This is a genomic window from Streptomyces sp. NPDC047000 (assembly GCF_040644295.1).
In the GTDB taxonomy this organism is placed as follows: Bacteria; Actinomycetota; Actinomycetes; order Streptomycetales; family Streptomycetaceae; genus Streptomyces.
The window spans coordinates 354,090-368,376 of sequence record NZ_JBEYWE010000004.1 but is presented as its reverse complement, the minus strand read 5'-3'; the positions used below and the strand labels follow the sequence as shown (position 1 = coordinate 368,376).

The 14,287-nt window shown below is 74.1% G+C and carries 15 protein-coding genes; 6 read left to right on the top strand and 9 right to left on the bottom strand.

Annotated features, from left to right (window positions below):
* Positions 1–232: 232 nt before the first annotated feature.
* The 5 genes from ABZ862_RS10375 (at position 233) to ABZ862_RS10355 (ending at position 5,377) form a co-directional block, all read left to right on the top strand.
* On the top strand, positions 233–1,252 hold the full coding sequence (locus ABZ862_RS10375) for a DEDDh family exonuclease (RefSeq protein ID WP_360955413.1): 1,020 nt from the start codon (positions 233–235) through the stop codon (positions 1,250–1,252).
* Between the two features lie 142 nt (positions 1,253–1,394).
* Positions 1,395–1,628: a hypothetical protein gene (locus ABZ862_RS10370; protein WP_360955411.1), complete on the top strand. Its 234-nt coding sequence runs from the start codon at positions 1,395–1,397 to the stop codon at positions 1,626–1,628.
* A gap of 81 nt (positions 1,629–1,709) precedes the next feature.
* Positions 1,710–2,504: an SURF1 family protein gene (locus tag ABZ862_RS10365; protein WP_360955409.1), complete on the top strand. Its 795-nt coding sequence runs from the start codon at positions 1,710–1,712 to the stop codon at positions 2,502–2,504.
* Between the two features lie 304 nt (positions 2,505–2,808).
* On the top strand, positions 2,809–4,617 hold the full coding sequence (locus ABZ862_RS10360; protein ID WP_360955407.1) for a glycoside hydrolase family 15 protein: 1,809 nt from the start codon (positions 2,809–2,811) through the stop codon (positions 4,615–4,617).
* 4 nt (positions 4,618–4,621) lie between these two features.
* The gene (locus ABZ862_RS10355) at positions 4,622–5,377 is read left to right on the top strand and encodes an SDR family oxidoreductase (RefSeq protein ID WP_360955405.1); all 756 of its coding nucleotides are present in this window, start codon (positions 4,622–4,624) and stop codon (positions 5,375–5,377) included.
* Positions 5,378–5,579: 202 nt separating this feature from the next.
* Here ABZ862_RS10355 and amaP read toward each other — a convergent pair whose 3' ends face one another.
* The 5 genes from amaP to ABZ862_RS10330 are packed head-to-tail and all read right to left on the bottom strand — an operon-like array spanning position 5,580 to position 7,965.
* Positions 5,580–6,158, bottom strand: coding sequence for an alkaline shock response membrane anchor protein AmaP (amaP, locus tag ABZ862_RS10350; protein WP_360955403.1), 579 nt, complete (start codon positions 6,156–6,158; stop codon positions 5,580–5,582).
* A gap of 7 nt (positions 6,159–6,165) precedes the next feature.
* Positions 6,166–6,864, bottom strand: coding sequence for a DUF6286 domain-containing protein (locus ABZ862_RS10345; RefSeq protein WP_360955401.1), 699 nt, complete (start codon positions 6,862–6,864; stop codon positions 6,166–6,168).
* A complete protein-coding gene (locus ABZ862_RS10340; protein WP_360955399.1) occupies positions 6,861–7,253 on the bottom strand; it encodes an Asp23/Gls24 family envelope stress response protein in 393 nt (130 codons plus the stop codon). Before ABZ862_RS10340 ends, ABZ862_RS10345 begins: the two co-directional genes overlap by 4 nt.
* A complete protein-coding gene (locus ABZ862_RS10335) occupies positions 7,250–7,435 on the bottom strand; it encodes a hypothetical protein (RefSeq protein WP_360955397.1) in 186 nt (61 codons plus the stop codon). The genes ABZ862_RS10340 and ABZ862_RS10335 overlap by 4 nt, the downstream gene beginning before the upstream one ends.
* Before the next feature lie 32 nt (positions 7,436–7,467).
* A complete protein-coding gene (locus tag ABZ862_RS10330; RefSeq protein ID WP_360955395.1) occupies positions 7,468–7,965 on the bottom strand; it encodes an Asp23/Gls24 family envelope stress response protein in 498 nt (165 codons plus the stop codon).
* An 86-nt stretch (positions 7,966–8,051) separates the two neighbouring features.
* On the opposite strand from ABZ862_RS10330, the gene ABZ862_RS10325 reads away from it, so the two are divergent.
* Entirely contained in the window at positions 8,052–8,906 is an 855-nt protein-coding gene (locus ABZ862_RS10325) for a nucleopolyhedrovirus P10 family protein (protein WP_360955393.1), read from the top strand.
* Positions 8,907–8,988: 82 nt separating this feature from the next.
* Here the strand turns inward: ABZ862_RS10325 and ABZ862_RS10320 are convergent, their stop codons facing one another.
* The 4 genes from ABZ862_RS10320 to ABZ862_RS10305 all read right to left on the bottom strand — a co-directional run bounded on the left by ABZ862_RS10320 (position 8,989) and on the right by ABZ862_RS10305 (position 14,256).
* Entirely contained in the window at positions 8,989–9,792 is an 804-nt protein-coding gene (locus ABZ862_RS10320) for an enoyl-CoA hydratase/isomerase family protein (protein WP_360955391.1), read from the bottom strand.
* Positions 9,793–9,941: 149 nt separating this feature from the next.
* Complete coding sequence (locus ABZ862_RS10315) at positions 9,942–10,163, bottom strand: helix-turn-helix domain-containing protein (RefSeq protein ID WP_006123601.1); 222 nt, start codon at positions 10,161–10,163, stop codon at positions 9,942–9,944.
* 416 nt (positions 10,164–10,579) lie between these two features.
* On the bottom strand, positions 10,580–12,178 hold the full coding sequence (locus ABZ862_RS10310; protein WP_360955389.1) for an ABC-F family ATP-binding cassette domain-containing protein: 1,599 nt from the start codon (positions 12,176–12,178) through the stop codon (positions 10,580–10,582).
* Between the two features lie 749 nt (positions 12,179–12,927).
* Positions 12,928–14,256, bottom strand: coding sequence for a hypothetical protein (locus ABZ862_RS10305; protein WP_360955387.1), 1,329 nt, complete (start codon positions 14,254–14,256; stop codon positions 12,928–12,930).
* Between the last annotated feature and the right edge of the window lie 31 nt (positions 14,257–14,287).

Below are 14,287 nucleotides of genomic sequence, written 5' to 3'. Positions count from 1 at the left end.
TGGGATGCGGCCGGGTCTCTTGGTTCCTTCACACCGAGCAGGTTCCCACCCCGCGTGTCGTCAGGCCCGTACCGACTCCCCTGGGGGCGGCGGCCGGTCCGGGCGGGGTCCCGTACCGGGACGGACAGGCGGGGGGCAAGTCGGTTTTGTGCGATATGACCACCTGACTCCCGGACGGGGCTGCGGGCCTGGCGGGACGGAGTGTCGGTGCGGGCCCGTATCCTCAGTGACCATGCTCGACAACCCTGCGACCGAAGCGCACTCGCCCACAGCGCCCCCGCCGGCCGACTGGCCGGCCGCGTACCCCGAGGGATATGCGGTGGTCGACGTGGAGACCACCGGACTGGCCCGGGACGACCGGATCGTGTCCGCGGCCGTCTACCGGCTGGACGCGCGCGGCGAGGTCGAGGACCACTGGTACACGACGGTCAACCCGGAGCGCGACCCCGGCCCGGTGTGGATACACGGCCTCACGAGCGAGGCGCTGGAGGGCGCGCCCCTCTTCCGGGACATCGCGGAGGAGTTCGCGAGCCGGCTGGACGGCCGGGTGCTCGTCGCGCACAACGCGGTCTTCGACTGGCAGATGATCGCGCGGGAGTACGCGCGCGCGGAGAGTGCGGCGCCGGTGCGTCAGCGGCTGTGCACCATCGCGCTGTCGAAGGAACTGGGCCTGCCGCTGCCCAATCACAAACTGGAGTCGCTGGCCGCCCACTTCGGCGTCGTCCAGCAGCACGCGCACCACGCGCTGGACGACGCGCGGGTGCTGGCGGAGGCGTTCCGGCCCAGTCTGCACGCCGCGGCGGCGGGCAACGTACGGCTGCCGCTGCACGAGTGCCTGCCGCTGACCGAGTTCTCGGACCGGCCCGCCCCGCCCGCCGGACAGCAGGGTGGCGGCGGCTCCTACGGCTACGGGCAGTCGAGTTGGCGCCCCGCCCGCAAGCGGCCCGCCTGCCCCTACCCCAACCCCGGGCGGTACGAGGACGGCAAGCCCCTCAGGCAGGGCATGCGTGTCGCGTTCTCCGGGGACACGACGGTCGAGCGCGAGCTGCTGGAGGACCGCGCCGTCGAGGCCGGGCTGCATGTCTCGACGAGCCTGTCCCGGCTCACCAGTCTGCTGGTCACCAACGATCCCGACTCGGGCACGTCGAAGGTGGTCAAGGCACGGCAGTACGGCACGCCGGTGATGGACGAGGCCGCGTTCGGACAGCTGCTGCGCGACGTGGCACCCGCGGAGGGCACGGCACGGCGGTGACGTGCGGGGCGGTGCCCGTCCCTGTGCGCGGGCCGCACGTGCGGGGACGGGCAGGCAGGTGACCCGTACGGACGGGTGATTGGCGCGCGACTCGCCCGCCGCGCGCTCGCCCGGCCCGCCGTCACGGCCCACCCTGTGGCGCATGGCGAGATGCGAAGTGTGCGGAAACGACTACGGCATGAGCTTCGAGGTGCACGCGCAGGGCGCGGTCCATGTCTTCGACTGCTTCTCCTGCGCGATCCACCGGATGGCCCCCATCTGTGAGCACTGCCGGGTGCAGATCATCGGCCAGGGCGTCGAGGTCGAGGGCCACTGGTACTGCGGCGGGCACTGCGCCCGGGCGGAGGGGGAGGCGAGGATCGTGGACCGGGTGTGAGCCCGCGGACCGCCGACCGGTGTCCGGCCCGTCGTGGGACCCTCTCGCGGCGGGCCGGGACGGGCGGAGTACGGTCGGGGGGTGTACCGCTTCCTGTTGAGCCGCCAGTGGGTGATCCTCACCCTCGTCGCGATCCTGCTCATCCCCACGATGATCAGGCTGGGCATCTGGCAGATGCACCGGTACGAGATGCGCAGCGACCGCAACCGGATGGTCTCCGAGGCGCTGGCCGCGAAGCCGGTCCCCGTGGAGCGGCTGACCTCGCCCGGGCACGCCGTGGCGACCGCCGACAAGTACCGCAGGGTCACCGCGACGGGCACCTTCGACACCGGTCGTGAAGTCGTCGTGCGGCGCCGGGTCAACGGCGACGGCGAGGTCGGTTTCCACGTCCTCACCCCGTTCGTGCTGACGGACGGCAAGGTGCTGCTGGTCAACCGTGGCTGGATCCCGGCGGACAGCGGGGCGCAGACGACGTTCCCGAAGGTCCCCGCACCGCCGTCGGGCCGGACGACCGTCACCGGGCGGCTGATGCCCGACGAGACGACCGCGGCGAGCGGCATCAAGGACATCAAGGACCTGCCGGACCGGCAGATCATGCTCATCGACAGCGGGGAGCAGGCGAAGCGGCTCGGCACGGCCGTGCTCGGCGGGTACGTCGCGCAGACCGCGCCGGCGCCGAAGGGCGGCACCCCGGAGCAGTTGTCCGACCCCGGCAAGGAGGACGCCCCGCTGAACTACGCCTACATGATCCAGTGGTGGCTGTTCGCGGCGGGCGTCCCGGTGGGCTGGTGGGTCCTGGTGCGGCGGGAGCGCCGCGACCGGGAGGAGAAGGCGGCGAGCACCCCTGCGGAGGAGGCGGAGCCGGCGACGGTGTGAGGCACGCGGCCGGGCACCTCGCCCGCAGCCCGTGAGCAGGCACCGCCCGGGGCGCTCGGACGGGCTTTCCCCGGCGCGTCCCCGCACTCCCCCGCCCGGCCCGCGGCCTGGCAGCCGCCCGAAGGCGGCCCGCGCGGGAGCCGGGAAAACGCCCCGGGCGTGCGTCCCGGACAGACACCCGGCCCCCAGGGGCCGTGCGGTCGGGCGCCCCGGGGCGGACGGCGCGGCAGGCGGACCCCGCCGCCGTCACTCTCCCGGCCCCGCGCCGGATTGCCCGGGCACAACGCAGGGAATCCGGAATGCCGTGCACCCGCTCATCGAGGACTACGCACTCATCGGCGACGAGCAGACCGCGGCCCTGGTCGGCAAGGACGGCTCCGTCGACTGGCTGTGCCTGCCCCGCTTCGACTCGTCCGCCTGTTTCGCGAGGCTGCTCGGCGACGAGGACAACGGGCACTGGCGCATCGCGCCCCGTGGAGCGGGCGGTGACCCGGACGGCGGCGCGGGCCGGTGCACGCGCCGGGCGTACCGGCCCGGGACCCTCGTCCTGGACACCGAGTGGGACACCCCGCAGGGCTCCGTACGGGTCACCGACCTCATGCCGCAGCGTGAGCGGGCCCCCGATCTGGTGCGGATCGTGGAGGGCCTCAGCGGCAGCGTCACCGTGCGCAGCACCCTGCGGCTGCGGTTCGACCACGGTTCGATCGTGCCCTGGGTGCGCCGCGCCGACGGCCACCGGGTGGCGGTCGCCGGGCCGGACTCGGTGTGGCTGCGCAGCGAACCGCAGGTGCGGACGTGGGGCGAGCACTTCGGCACCCACGCGGAGTTCACCGTCGCCGAGGGCGAGAAGGTCGCGTTCGTCCTCACCTGGCATCCCTCGCACCATCCGCGCCCGCCGCTGGTGGACCCGTACGAGGCGCTCGACAGCAGCGTCGCGGACTGGCAGGCGTGGTCGGCGCGGTGCCGTTACGACGGGCCGTACCGGGACGCCGTGCTGCGCTCCCTGATCACGCTCAAGGCGCTCACCTACGCGCCCACCGGCGGCATCGTGGCCGCCCCCACCACCTCGCTGCCCGAGGAACTGGGCGGGGTGCGCAACTGGGACTACCGCTACTGCTGGCTGCGCGACTCCACGCTGACGCTGGGCGCGCTGCTGACGGCCGGGTACCACGAGGAGGCCGAGGCGTGGCGCGACTGGCTGCTGCGCGCGGTCGCCGGGGACCCGGCGGACCTGCAGATCATGTACGGCCTCGCGGGCGAGCGGCGGCTGCCCGAGACGGAGCTGCCGTGGCTGGCCGGTTTCGCCGGTTCGGTGCCGGTGCGGATCGGGAACGACGCGGTGAAACAGCTCCAGCTGGACGTCTACGGGGAGGTCATGGACTCGCTGTGGCTGGCCCGTGCCTCGGGCCTGCGGGTCAAGCCGCACATGTGGTCGATGCAGCTCGCCCTGATGAACTTCCTGGAGACGGTGTGGCGGCAGCCGGACGAGGGACTGTGGGAGGTGCGCGGCGGACGGCGCCACTTCGTGTACTCCAAGGTGATGGTGTGGGTCGCCGCCGACCGCGCGGTACGGACGATGGAGGCCGATCCCTCGCTGCGCGGCGACATCGGCCGCTGGCGCGCGCTGCGCGACGAGGTGCACCGCGAGGTGTGCGAGAAGGGGTACGACAGCGAGCGGAACACCTTCACTCAGTACTACGGCTCCCGTGAGCTGGACGCCGCGCTGCTGCTGATACCCCGGGTGGGCTTCCTGCCGCCCGACGACCCGCGGGTCGCGGGCACCGTCGACGCGGTGCGCGAGGACCTCGGTCACCACGGCTTCCTGCGCCGCTACGGCACGGACTCGTCGACCGTCGACGGGCTGCCCGGCACCGAGGGCGCGTTCCTGGTCTGCTCGTTCTGGCTCGCCGACGCGCTGCACATGACGGGCCGCACCGAGGAGGCCGAGAAGCTGTTCGAGCGACTGGTGGGGCTCACCAACGACGTGGGCCTGCTGTCCGAGGAGTACGACCCGGTGGCCGGGCGGCAGCTGGGCAACTTCCCGCAGGCGTTCAGCCACATCGGTCTGGTCGGCACCGCTCTCGCCCTGTACGGGTGCGGCACGGCAGGATAGGACCATGGATCTTGGACTGAAGGACCGGGTGTACGTCGTCACCGGGGCCACCCGCGGGCTCGGCAACGCCGCCGCGCGTGAGCTGGTCGCGGACGGGGCGAAGGTGCTGATCACGGGGCGGGACGAGAAGGCCGTGGCCGACGCGGTCGCCGGACTGGGGCCGGACGCGGCCGGGCTGGCCGTGGACAACGCGGACCCGGAGTGCCCGGAACGGCTCGTCGCGGCGGCGCGGGAGCGTTTCGGACGGTTCGACGGCATCCTCATCAGCGTCGGCGGGCCGCCGCCGGGGTTCGTCGCCGACAACACGGACGAGCAGTGGCGGGCGGGCTTCGAGTCGGTGTTCCTCGGCGCGGTACGGCTGGCGCGCGCCGCGGCGGCCGAGCTGGAGGCGGGCGGGGTCATCGGCTTCGTGCTGTCCGGGTCGGTGCACGAGCCGATCCCGGGACTGACCCTCTCCAACGGCCTGCGGCCCGGTCTCGCCGGGTTCGCCAAGTCCGTCGCCGACGAGCTGGGACCGCGCGGCATCCGGGTCGTGGGCCTGCTGCCGGCCCGTATCGACACGGACCGCGTCCGCGAGCTGGACGGCCTGTCGGCGGACCCGGAGGCCACCCGCGCCGCCCACGAGTCCCGGATCCCGCTGCGCCGCTACGGCACCGCGCAGGAGTTCGGCCGGGTGGCGGCGTTCCTGCTGTCGCCCGCGGCGTCGTATCTGACGGGCGTGATGCTCCCGGTGGACGGCGGCGCCCGGCACGGCTTCTGACCCGCCACGGGCCTCCTGGGCCGGAGAGCCGTTGGGCCGGAGAGCCGGGGCCCCTCTGGGCCGGGGCCCCTCTGGGGCCGCTGCGGTCGGAGGGCCCCTGGAATTCGCCGGCCCTGGGGCCCTGGGGCCGGTGATCCTTTGTCAAGCGGTGCTGCTGAAACGGTGCTGCTGAAACGGTAGGCCTGAAGCGGTGGGCCTCCGCTCAGCTGACCCGTTCCGCCCGGTGGCGGACGCCGCGCAGGCGGACCTCGGTGGGGAGCGCCGGCAGGACCGCCGACGCCTTCGCGTGGGCCAGGGCGCCGGCGGTCAGGGCCGCCAGGGCCTCGGCCGGCTCCACATGGGGTTCGACCTGGAGCCGGACCCGGGCGGCCGGGGCGGTACGGCGTCCGGTGAGGTGGACGTGGGCGTGGGCGACGCTCTCCAGGGCGCCCGCCTCCGCCTCCAGCACGCTCTCCAGCGCGCGCCCGCGCAGCAGCGCGCCCTCGCCGTCACCCGTGTCGACCAGGATCTCGGCGAGGCGGCGCCTGCGCAGGTTCGCGGTCAGCCACCACAGGGTGAGCAGGACGGCGACGGCGAGTGCGGCGATGACGGCCGGCCACCACCAGGAGGAGTCCGTCCAGCGGGTGCGTTCGGCGTTGCTGAGCAGGACGTCGTGGCGGCTGTCGTGGATCCACCAGGACGGCGCGGGCGCGCCCAGGCCGACGGCGAGCACGGCGCCGCCGAGCACCAGCAGGCCCAGTCCGAGCAGGCCGAGCAGGACACGGTCGACGATCCTGAGCACCGCCGGATCACCCCTTCCGTCCGGGACGGACCACATGCACCGTCAGGGCGGGCGGCCGGGCGAGTCCCAGGCCGCCGATCGCCTCGCCGAGCGTCGTGTCCAGGTCGCCCCGGACGTCCTCCAGCGGGCGGAAGTGGGCGACGGCCCGCACGTCGGCGCGGGCGCGGCCCATGCGTACCCGCACCGACTGCACTCCGGAGACCTCCATGGCCCGGTCGCGCAGCACCAGCGCCGCGGCACCCCGGTGCAGTCCGGCCCGTACGTCGGTGTGGGTGCGGCGCATCGGCAGGACGTCGCGCAGCCCCGGCGTCACGGCGAGGACGACCAGCCACAGTCCGAGCACCGCGGCGACGCCGGCCCCGACGAGCACCCAGGTGTCGTCGAGGGGCCGTGTGGCGAGCTGCCGGGCCAGGTCGCGGCGCCGGACCAGCGGGGCGGGCCGGTGGGCGCGCACCGCGGCGACGTCGTAGAGGAGGACCCCGGCGAGGAGCGCGAGCAGCAGGGCGGCGATGCCCGCCGGGACGCGCCGGGCCGACCAGAAACGCCCGTCGCGGGCGGACGCGACGGCGGGCGCCCCGGCGGGGGCGCCGTCCCCGGCAGGGGGTTTCTCCAGCACCGGGAGCCGCCGGGTGACGCCGTCGGAGTCGTCGGTGCTGCCGGAGCCGCCGGAAGGGGCGCCGTCGCCGGTGCCCCCGGGTTCGCTCATCGCGTCCTCCCCTGTAGCGCGCCGTGCTCGGCCACCGGGTGCAGCCGCTCCACCTGGACGGTGACCTCCGGCACCTCCATGCCCACCAGCGCGGTCACCCGCTCGGTCACGCGCCGGCGCACCGCCGCGCCGCTCGCGCCGATGTCGCAGGGGTAGCCGAGCTCCAGATGGACCCGGACCCGGGCGGTGTCGTGGTGGACGACGACCTCGGCGTGCGGGGGTCCGGCCCGCGGGGGCAGCACGCCGAGCGCCCCCAGTGCCTCGCGGGCCGCCTGGGCGGCGACCTTCGCGACGACCCGGTCGGCGATCTTGGTGGCGCCGCGGTCACCGGGCGGGATCACGGGCGGGCGTCTGCGGGGCCGCGTCGCCCCGCCGGCCGTGGCGGTCACCGCCGCCGGTCGTCGCGGGTACGGAAGAAGTCACCGAGGTCGAGGTCGCCCTCCAGGAACCGGCCGACCACGAAACCGATGGCGCCGAGCGCGGCCACCAGCAGGAAGGCGGAGAACCCGCCGAAGTACCCGGCGAAACCGAGCGCCATGCCGGCGATCATGCCGACCACGGCCAAGCTCATGGTGCGCTCCTCACCTCACGGGCGGTTCAGATTCACTGGATCCGGGGTTCCGGCTCCTCTTCTTCTTCCTCCGGAAGCTTCACATCACTCACGGCGATGTTGACCTCCACGACCTGGAGCCCGGTCATCCGCTCGACGGCGCCGATCACGTTCTCCCGCACGTCCCGCGCCACGTCCGAGATGGACACGCCGTAGTCGACGACGATCTCCAGGTCGAGTGCCGTCTGCACCTCTCCGACCTCGGCCTTCACGCCCCGGCTGACGGACTTGGAGCCGCCCGGCACCCGGTCCCGTACGGCGCCGAAGGTGCGGGAGATGCCGCTGCCCATGGCGTGCACGCCCACCACGTCCCGGGCGGCGAGCCCCGCGATCTTCTCCACCACACCGTCGGCGATGGTGGTGCGCCCCCGGGTGGCGGGGTCACCGCCGCCGCGCCGGGTGACCGGTGTCTTCCGGGTCGCCGCGGTGTCCGGCACGTCCTGGCCGCCCTCGAGGTTCGCCGTCCGGTTCTGCTGCGTCATGTCGCTCATCGCCGTACGTCCCTTTCGGTCGTCGTTCTGTGTCCACCGTAAGTGCGCTCACGCCCTCGCGCCCCGGGATACGGCAGGCTGGGGCAATGACGGCGGATCGGTGGGCACGGACGGTACGGCGGCAGTCGGGGCCCGGCAGGCTGCTGCCGCTGGGCGGCCCGTACGACGGCGGGTGGATCACGGAGGACGCGGCGCGGGACGCGCTGCGGCGGGCGGCCGGGGACGTGGCGGGGGTGCGGCTGGGCGCGCTGCGTATCGCTCTCGCCGACCCGGAGGACACCTGTGAGCCGGTCGTACCGGCGCCGCCGGGCGGTCTGCCGCCGGGGCCGCTGCGGGTGACGGCGGACTTCGCCGCCGACGCCGCGGGGGAGCCGTTGCCGGTGGTGGCGGCCCGACTGCGGGCAGCCCTGTCGGGGGCTGCGGAATGGGTGGGGCTGGCGGTCGCGGAGGTGGATCTGCGGGTGACGGAGCTGTGGGACGAGGAGGCGCCGGGGGGCGACACGCCGGACACGCCGAGCGGCGGCACGTCCGGCGCGTCCGGCGTGTCGGAGGGTGGCAGGACGAGCGGAGGCGTGTCGGCTTCCGCCGTACGGGTGACGGAGACGCCGGACGTGTCCTGTGCGCCGGACGCCGCGCCCTGGGCGGGGTTCGCGGACGCCGAAGAGGTACGGGCGGCCGGGGCGGCGCTGGCCGTACCGGGCGTGGCGCTGCTGACGCGTACCCTCGGCGGTCCGGGCGGCCGGGCCGTGTACCTGGTCGAGGAGCACACGGCCGCCGGAGAGGCCCTGCCGCGGCGGCACGCACGCGTGGAGATCGGCGTGGCCGCGGGCCACCGGTCGGTGGAGGTGGCCCGGGCGGTCCGCGCGGCGGTCGGTGCGGCGCTGCCGGACCGGCCGACGGTGGCCGTGCTGGTGACGGCGGTCGACCGGTCCGGGGAGTGACCGACCGGGGAGCGGCAGAAGAGTGGCCGGGGGCGGCCCCGCCGGGCACTCCCTTCACTCCCCCTGCTCCCCTTTACTCCCCTTACTCCCCGATGCCTGCCAGGTCGCGCAGGCGGCGGGCCTGGGCGGCGCGTTCGGCGGCGCGCTGCTCGTCGTAGGAGCGGGCCGGCGCGCCGCGCAGCAGGGTCTTCGTCTCGATCACCGCGTCACGGGGCGCGGCCAGCAGCGCCGCCACGAGATCCCGTACGGCGTCGTCGAGCTGACCGGCGGGCACGGCGAGGTTGGCCAGGCCGGTGGCCACGGCTTCCTCGGCGCCGACGAAGCGTCCGGTCGCGCAGATCTCCAGGGCGCGTGCGTAGCCGACGAGGCCGACCAGCGGATGCGTGCCGGTGAGGTCCGGGACCAGGCCGAGGGAGGTCTCGCGCATGGCGAACTGCACGTCGTCCGCGACCACCCGCAGATCGCACGCGAGGGCGAGCTGGAAGCCCGCCCCGATGGCGTGTCCCTGTACGGCGGCGACGGACACGAGGTCGTTGCGCCGCCACCAGGTGAACGCCTCCTGGTACCCGGCGATGGTCGCGTCCAGCGCGGCGTCGTCACGGCGCGCCAGGTCGATGAACGTCGGCTCGCCGGCGATTCCCTCGGGCGTGAACATGCGCCGGTCCAGCCCCGCGGAGAAGGACTGGCCCTCGCCGCGCAGCACGACCACGCGCACCGAACCGGGCAGCAGCCGCCCGGCCTCGGTGAGCGCCCGCCACAGGGCGGGGCTCTGCGCATTGCGCTTGGCCGGATTGGCCAGCGTCACCGTGGCGATCGCGTCGTCGACGGTGAGCCGTACGCCGTCCTTGTCGAGTACGGGAGCGAGGTCCTTCGCGGGCGAAGCCATGGAGTGCCTCCGATGAGTGCGGTCGTAGGGGACGCCGCCGTAGCCGGCGGTCGGACATCCCTAAGTGACTGCACAGTAACCACCCGGCCGATCGGACGACCGACCGGGTGGCCACCATCGAAGCCATGGAGCCGTGGAGCTGCCCGGACTCAGGCCGATGCGGCCTTCTTGCCACGGGTCGCCCCGCCACGCCCACGGAGCGTGACGCCCGACTCGCTGAGCATCCGGTGCACGAAGCCATACGAGCGGCCGGTCTCCTCGGCCAGTGCCCGGATGCTCGCACCGGAGTCGTACTTCTTCTTCAGGTCTGCCGCGAGCTTGTCGCGCGCGGCGCCGGTCACCCGGCTGCCCTTCTTCAGAGTCTCGGCCACCCGTGCCTCCTCATGGGAAGTGCGCTCTGGTCCCCTCATGATCACCCCTCTGGGCCTTCATGGCCACCCATTCGGCAAGGTCCGTGGGACAAGGTTGTGACGACAGGAGCACGCCCCCACATACGGAATCGCTTATTCCGAACTGTTCCGCCGGTACGGCCGAACGGGTTCCTCCGTGAAACACCAGGTCACAGGCGCACCCTCGAACACCCCCTGTCGACAAAGAGACAGAGTGCCGAATAGATGTATGACACACCGGGGTATGAGGAGATCTCACACAGATGATGGATCACCACTGGGCCGAATGATCCATACCCAGGGGATCACGCGTTCGAGCAAACGGCCCTGACGTTGCGGAACGTCAGGGCCGTGCGACAAGCGGTGAGAACAGCGGCGGTCGGGCCGGGCCGGGTCGGTCAGGCCAGCGCGACGAGGTCGGCGTAGTCCGAGCCCCACAGGTCCTCGACGCCGTCGGGGAGCAGGATGATGCGCTCCGGCTGGAGCGCCTCCACCGCGCCCTCGTCGTGGGTGACGAGGACGACCGCGCCCTTGTAGGTGCGCAGCGCGCCGAGGATCTCCTCGCGGCTGGCGGGGTCGAGGTTGTTGGTGGGCTCGTCGAGCAGGAGCACGTTCGCGGACGAGACCACCAGGGTCGCCAGGGCGAGCCGCGTCTTCTCGCCGCCGGAGAGGACCCCGGCGGGCTTGTCGACGTCGTCGCCGGAGAAGAGGAACGAGCCGAGCACCTTGCGGACCTCGACGAGGTCCATGTCGGGCGCGGCCGAGCGCATGTTCTCCAGGACCGTGCGGTCGGCGTCCAGGGTCTCGTGCTCCTGGGCGTAGTAGCCCAGCTTGAGGCCGTGCCCGGGGACGACCATGCCGGTGTCGGGCTGCTCGACACCCGCGAGCAGACGCAGCAGGGTCGTCTTGCCGGCGCCGTTGAGGCCGAGGATGACGACCCTGGAGCCCCTGTCGATGGCCAGGTCGACATCGGTGAAGATCTCCAGCGAGCCGTACGACTTCGACAGGCCCTCCGCCATCAGCGGGGTCCGGCCGCAGGAGGCGGGCTCGGGGAAGCGGAGCTTGGCGACCTTGTCGGACTGGCGGACGGCCTCCAGACCGGCGAGCAGTTTGTCGGCGCGGCGGGCCATGTTCTGCGCGGCGACCGTCTTGGTGGCCTTGGCGCGCATCTTGTCGGCCTGCGAGTGGAGCGCGGCGGCCTTCTTCTCGGCGTTCTGCCGCTCCCGCTTGCGGCGCTTCTCGTCGGCCTCGCGCTGCTGCTGGTAGAGCCGCCAGCCCATGTTGTAGATGTCGATGGCGGAGCGGTTGGCGTCCAGGTAGAACACCTTGTTGACGACCGTGTCGACCAGGTCGACGTCGTGCGAGATCACGATGAAGCCGCCGCGGTAGGACTTCAGATAGTCGCGGAGCCAGATGATCGAGTCGGCGTCGAGGTGGTTGGTCGGCTCGTCGAGCAGCAGGGTGTCCGCATCGGAGAACAGGATGCGGGCCAGCTCGATACGGCGGCGCTGGCCGCCGGAGAGCGTGTGCAGGGGCTGGCCGAGCACCCGGTCGGGCAGGTTGAGCGCGGCGGCGATGGTGGCCGCCTCGGCCTCGGCGGAGTAGCCGCCCTTGGTGAGGAACTCCGTCTCCTGGCGCTCGTACTGCTTCATCGCCTTGTCGCGGGTCGCGCCCTTGCCGTTGGCGATGCGCTGCTCGTTCTCGCGCATCTTGCGGATCAGGACGTCGAGGCCGCGCGCCGACAGGACGCGGTCACGGGCGAGGACGTCGAGGTCGCCGGTGCGGGGGTCCTGCGGGAGGTAGCCGACCTCGCCGGAGCGGGTGACGGTGCCCGCGGCGGGGATGCCCTCACCGGCCAGGACCTTGGTGAGGGTGGTCTTGCCGGCGCCGTTGCGGCCGACCAGGCCGATACGGTCGCCCTTGGCGACGCGGAAGCTGGCGGACTCGATGAGGACACGGGCACCGGCGCGCAGCTCGATACCGGAGGCGGAGATCACGGACAGACTCCAGAGCGGGGTCGGAGGGCGGGATGGGCGGCTGAGGACGTTCCCGCCGTCTAATGCGCGAGGAGAATGGCCATGCGGCAAGTCTAACGGGGCGACGCAAGCGCATTTCCGGGGCGGGGCCGCGGGGCCGCGGGGCTCGGTAGGGGGTTCCGCTCCCCCGGGTGCGGCGAGGCCCCTCTGGGCAAGGTCCCTCTGCGGACACCGGCCGACGGCGGGCAGCTTGGGCGGGCCCTGCGGGCGTCGGGCGTCGCATCTGCCGTGGCAGCGGCACCGGCGCACCCCACCGCGCGCCGCGCAGCCGGGCACGGCGGGAGGCCGCCGCCCCGGCGGGCGGGGCGCCGTGGGCCGGAGGCCGACGGCCGAGGACCGGCGGCCAGGGGGCGAGGGGCGGGGGCGGGTCGGTTGCCTCCGGTGTGCACCAGGAAAGTGGCTCGGGCACCGCGCTCCTCGTCGTGCGCCGTGCCGCCGGGCACGGCCTGAGACTGGCGCCGCCCCGGAGAGCCGGGCGCCGTGGGCCGGAAGCCGAGGACCGGCGGCCGGTGGTCGGGGGCCGGCGGTCAGGGGGCAGCGGGCAGGGACGGGTCAGCCGCCCCGGTGTGCACCAGGAAAGCCGACCGGGGCACGCCGCCGCGTTTCTCGTCGTGCGCCGCGCCGCCGGGCGCGGGGGAGGCCCGCGCCGCCCCGGAGGGCCTGGCGCCGAGGACCGGTGATCGGGGGCGGCGGCCAGGGGGCGGGGGTGGTCAGTTGCCTCCGGTGTGGACCTGGAAGGCGGCTCGGCGTACGGCCTTGGCGAGGGCCGGGTCGGGGTGTGCCGCGGCGAGCGCGACGAGGACCTGCACGGTGCGCGGATGGCCGACGGCGCGCACCTCGTCGAGCAGCTGCGGCACGGTGGGCTGCACGGCGGACTCCAGGTGGCGCACCAGCATCGGGGCCTCACCGTGGTCGGCGACGGCCGCGGCGGTGTCCACCCACAGCCAGGTCGCCTCGTCGCGGGTGAGGACCTCGTGCGCGTCCTCGGGGTCGACGCCGTCGTGCTCGGCGAGCCACAGCAGGGCGTACGGGCGCAGCGCCGGTTCGTCGACGACGGCCCGTACGTCGGGTTCGGCGGGGGCTCCCACGACGCGCAGCGCCTCGAAGGCGAGGCCGCGCAGCAGGGCGTCCTCGCCGCGGGCGGCGCCGAGGAGCGCGGTGACGGCGCTGCCGACGGGCCGGGCGGCGAGCCAGGCGCGGTACTCGGCACGGGCCGCGTTGGGGCGGAGCTGGGCGCAGCCGCGCAGCATGTCCTCGGCGGCCTGCTCGATGTGGCCGGCCGGGCTCTGGGCGGCGACGCAGATCTGCTCCAGCTTGACCCAGACCGCCCAGCTGCCGAGCGGGGTGAGCGTGGCGTGTCCGTCGCCGTAGGTGAGGGCGCCGACGTAGGTGAGGGCGCGCAGGGCCCAGTCGAGGAGCGGGGCGAGCGAGGCGTGGTCGGCGGGGGCCGGATCGGCGGGCAGCGCGGGGGCGGTGGCCGTGCCCGCGGTGAGGGCGGCGGTGGCCTGGTGGGCCTGGCCGGTCGCCGGGTCCGCCGGGGCGGGGCGGGGACCGTAGGGAACCTCGCAGCGTTCGGTGCGCAGTTCGGTGACGCGCTGCTGGAGCAGGTCGAGGAGCTGGGCCACGGGCACGGGTCCGGCGGACAGCTGGAGGAAGGAGAGCACCTGGGGCATGGCCGAGACGACGTCGGCGACGGCGGACTGGTCGTGGTGCGCCGGCCCCGGGTCGGCGAGCGACCAGGCGTCGAACAGGGCGACCCAGCCGCGCAGTACGGCACTGTCGTCACGGTCCCAGGCGCGCAGCCGCCAGCCGGGGCGGGCGGTGGCGCCGTGCACCTCGACGAGGCCCGCGAGGCGGGCGTTGTCCCAGTCGGCGCGGACCTGAGCGGTGGTCAGGCCCAGCGCCTGGGCGGCGTGTTCGGCGGTGGCGTCGGAGAGGGTGGCTTTGCCGTCGGAGGCCGCGGCATGCCGGCCGGGACCGAGCGCGGCGTCCGCCCACCGGGCGACGCGGACCGCCCCGGCCAGGCCGGAGCGCGCCATTCTGGCCAGTTCCGCGGGTGCCGGCGTGCCC

Coding starts and splice junctions, on each gene's coding strand:
- ABZ862_RS10330 (WP_360955395.1), bottom strand. CDS start 7,965: ATGAGCGACATGACGCAGCAGAACCGGACGGCGAACCTCGAGGGCGGC.
- ABZ862_RS10375 (WP_360955413.1), top strand. CDS start 233: ATGCTCGACAACCCTGCGACCGAAGCGCACTCGCCCACAGCGCCCCCG.
- ABZ862_RS10335 (WP_360955397.1), bottom strand. CDS start 7,435: ATGAGCTTGGCCGTGGTCGGCATGATCGCCGGCATGGCGCTCGGTTTC.
- ABZ862_RS10370 (WP_360955411.1), top strand. CDS start 1,395: ATGGCGAGATGCGAAGTGTGCGGAAACGACTACGGCATGAGCTTCGAG.
- ABZ862_RS10325 (WP_360955393.1), top strand. CDS start 8,052: ATGACGGCGGATCGGTGGGCACGGACGGTACGGCGGCAGTCGGGGCCC.
- ABZ862_RS10320 (WP_360955391.1), bottom strand. CDS start 9,792: ATGGCTTCGCCCGCGAAGGACCTCGCTCCCGTACTCGACAAGGACGGC.
- ABZ862_RS10345 (WP_360955401.1), bottom strand. CDS start 6,864: ATGAGCGAACCCGGGGGCACCGGCGACGGCGCCCCTTCCGGCGGCTCC.
- ABZ862_RS10355 (WP_360955405.1), top strand. CDS start 4,622: ATGGATCTTGGACTGAAGGACCGGGTGTACGTCGTCACCGGGGCCACC.
- ABZ862_RS10305 (WP_360955387.1), bottom strand. CDS start 14,256: ATGGCGCGCTCCGGCCTGGCCGGGGCGGTCCGCGTCGCCCGGTGGGCG.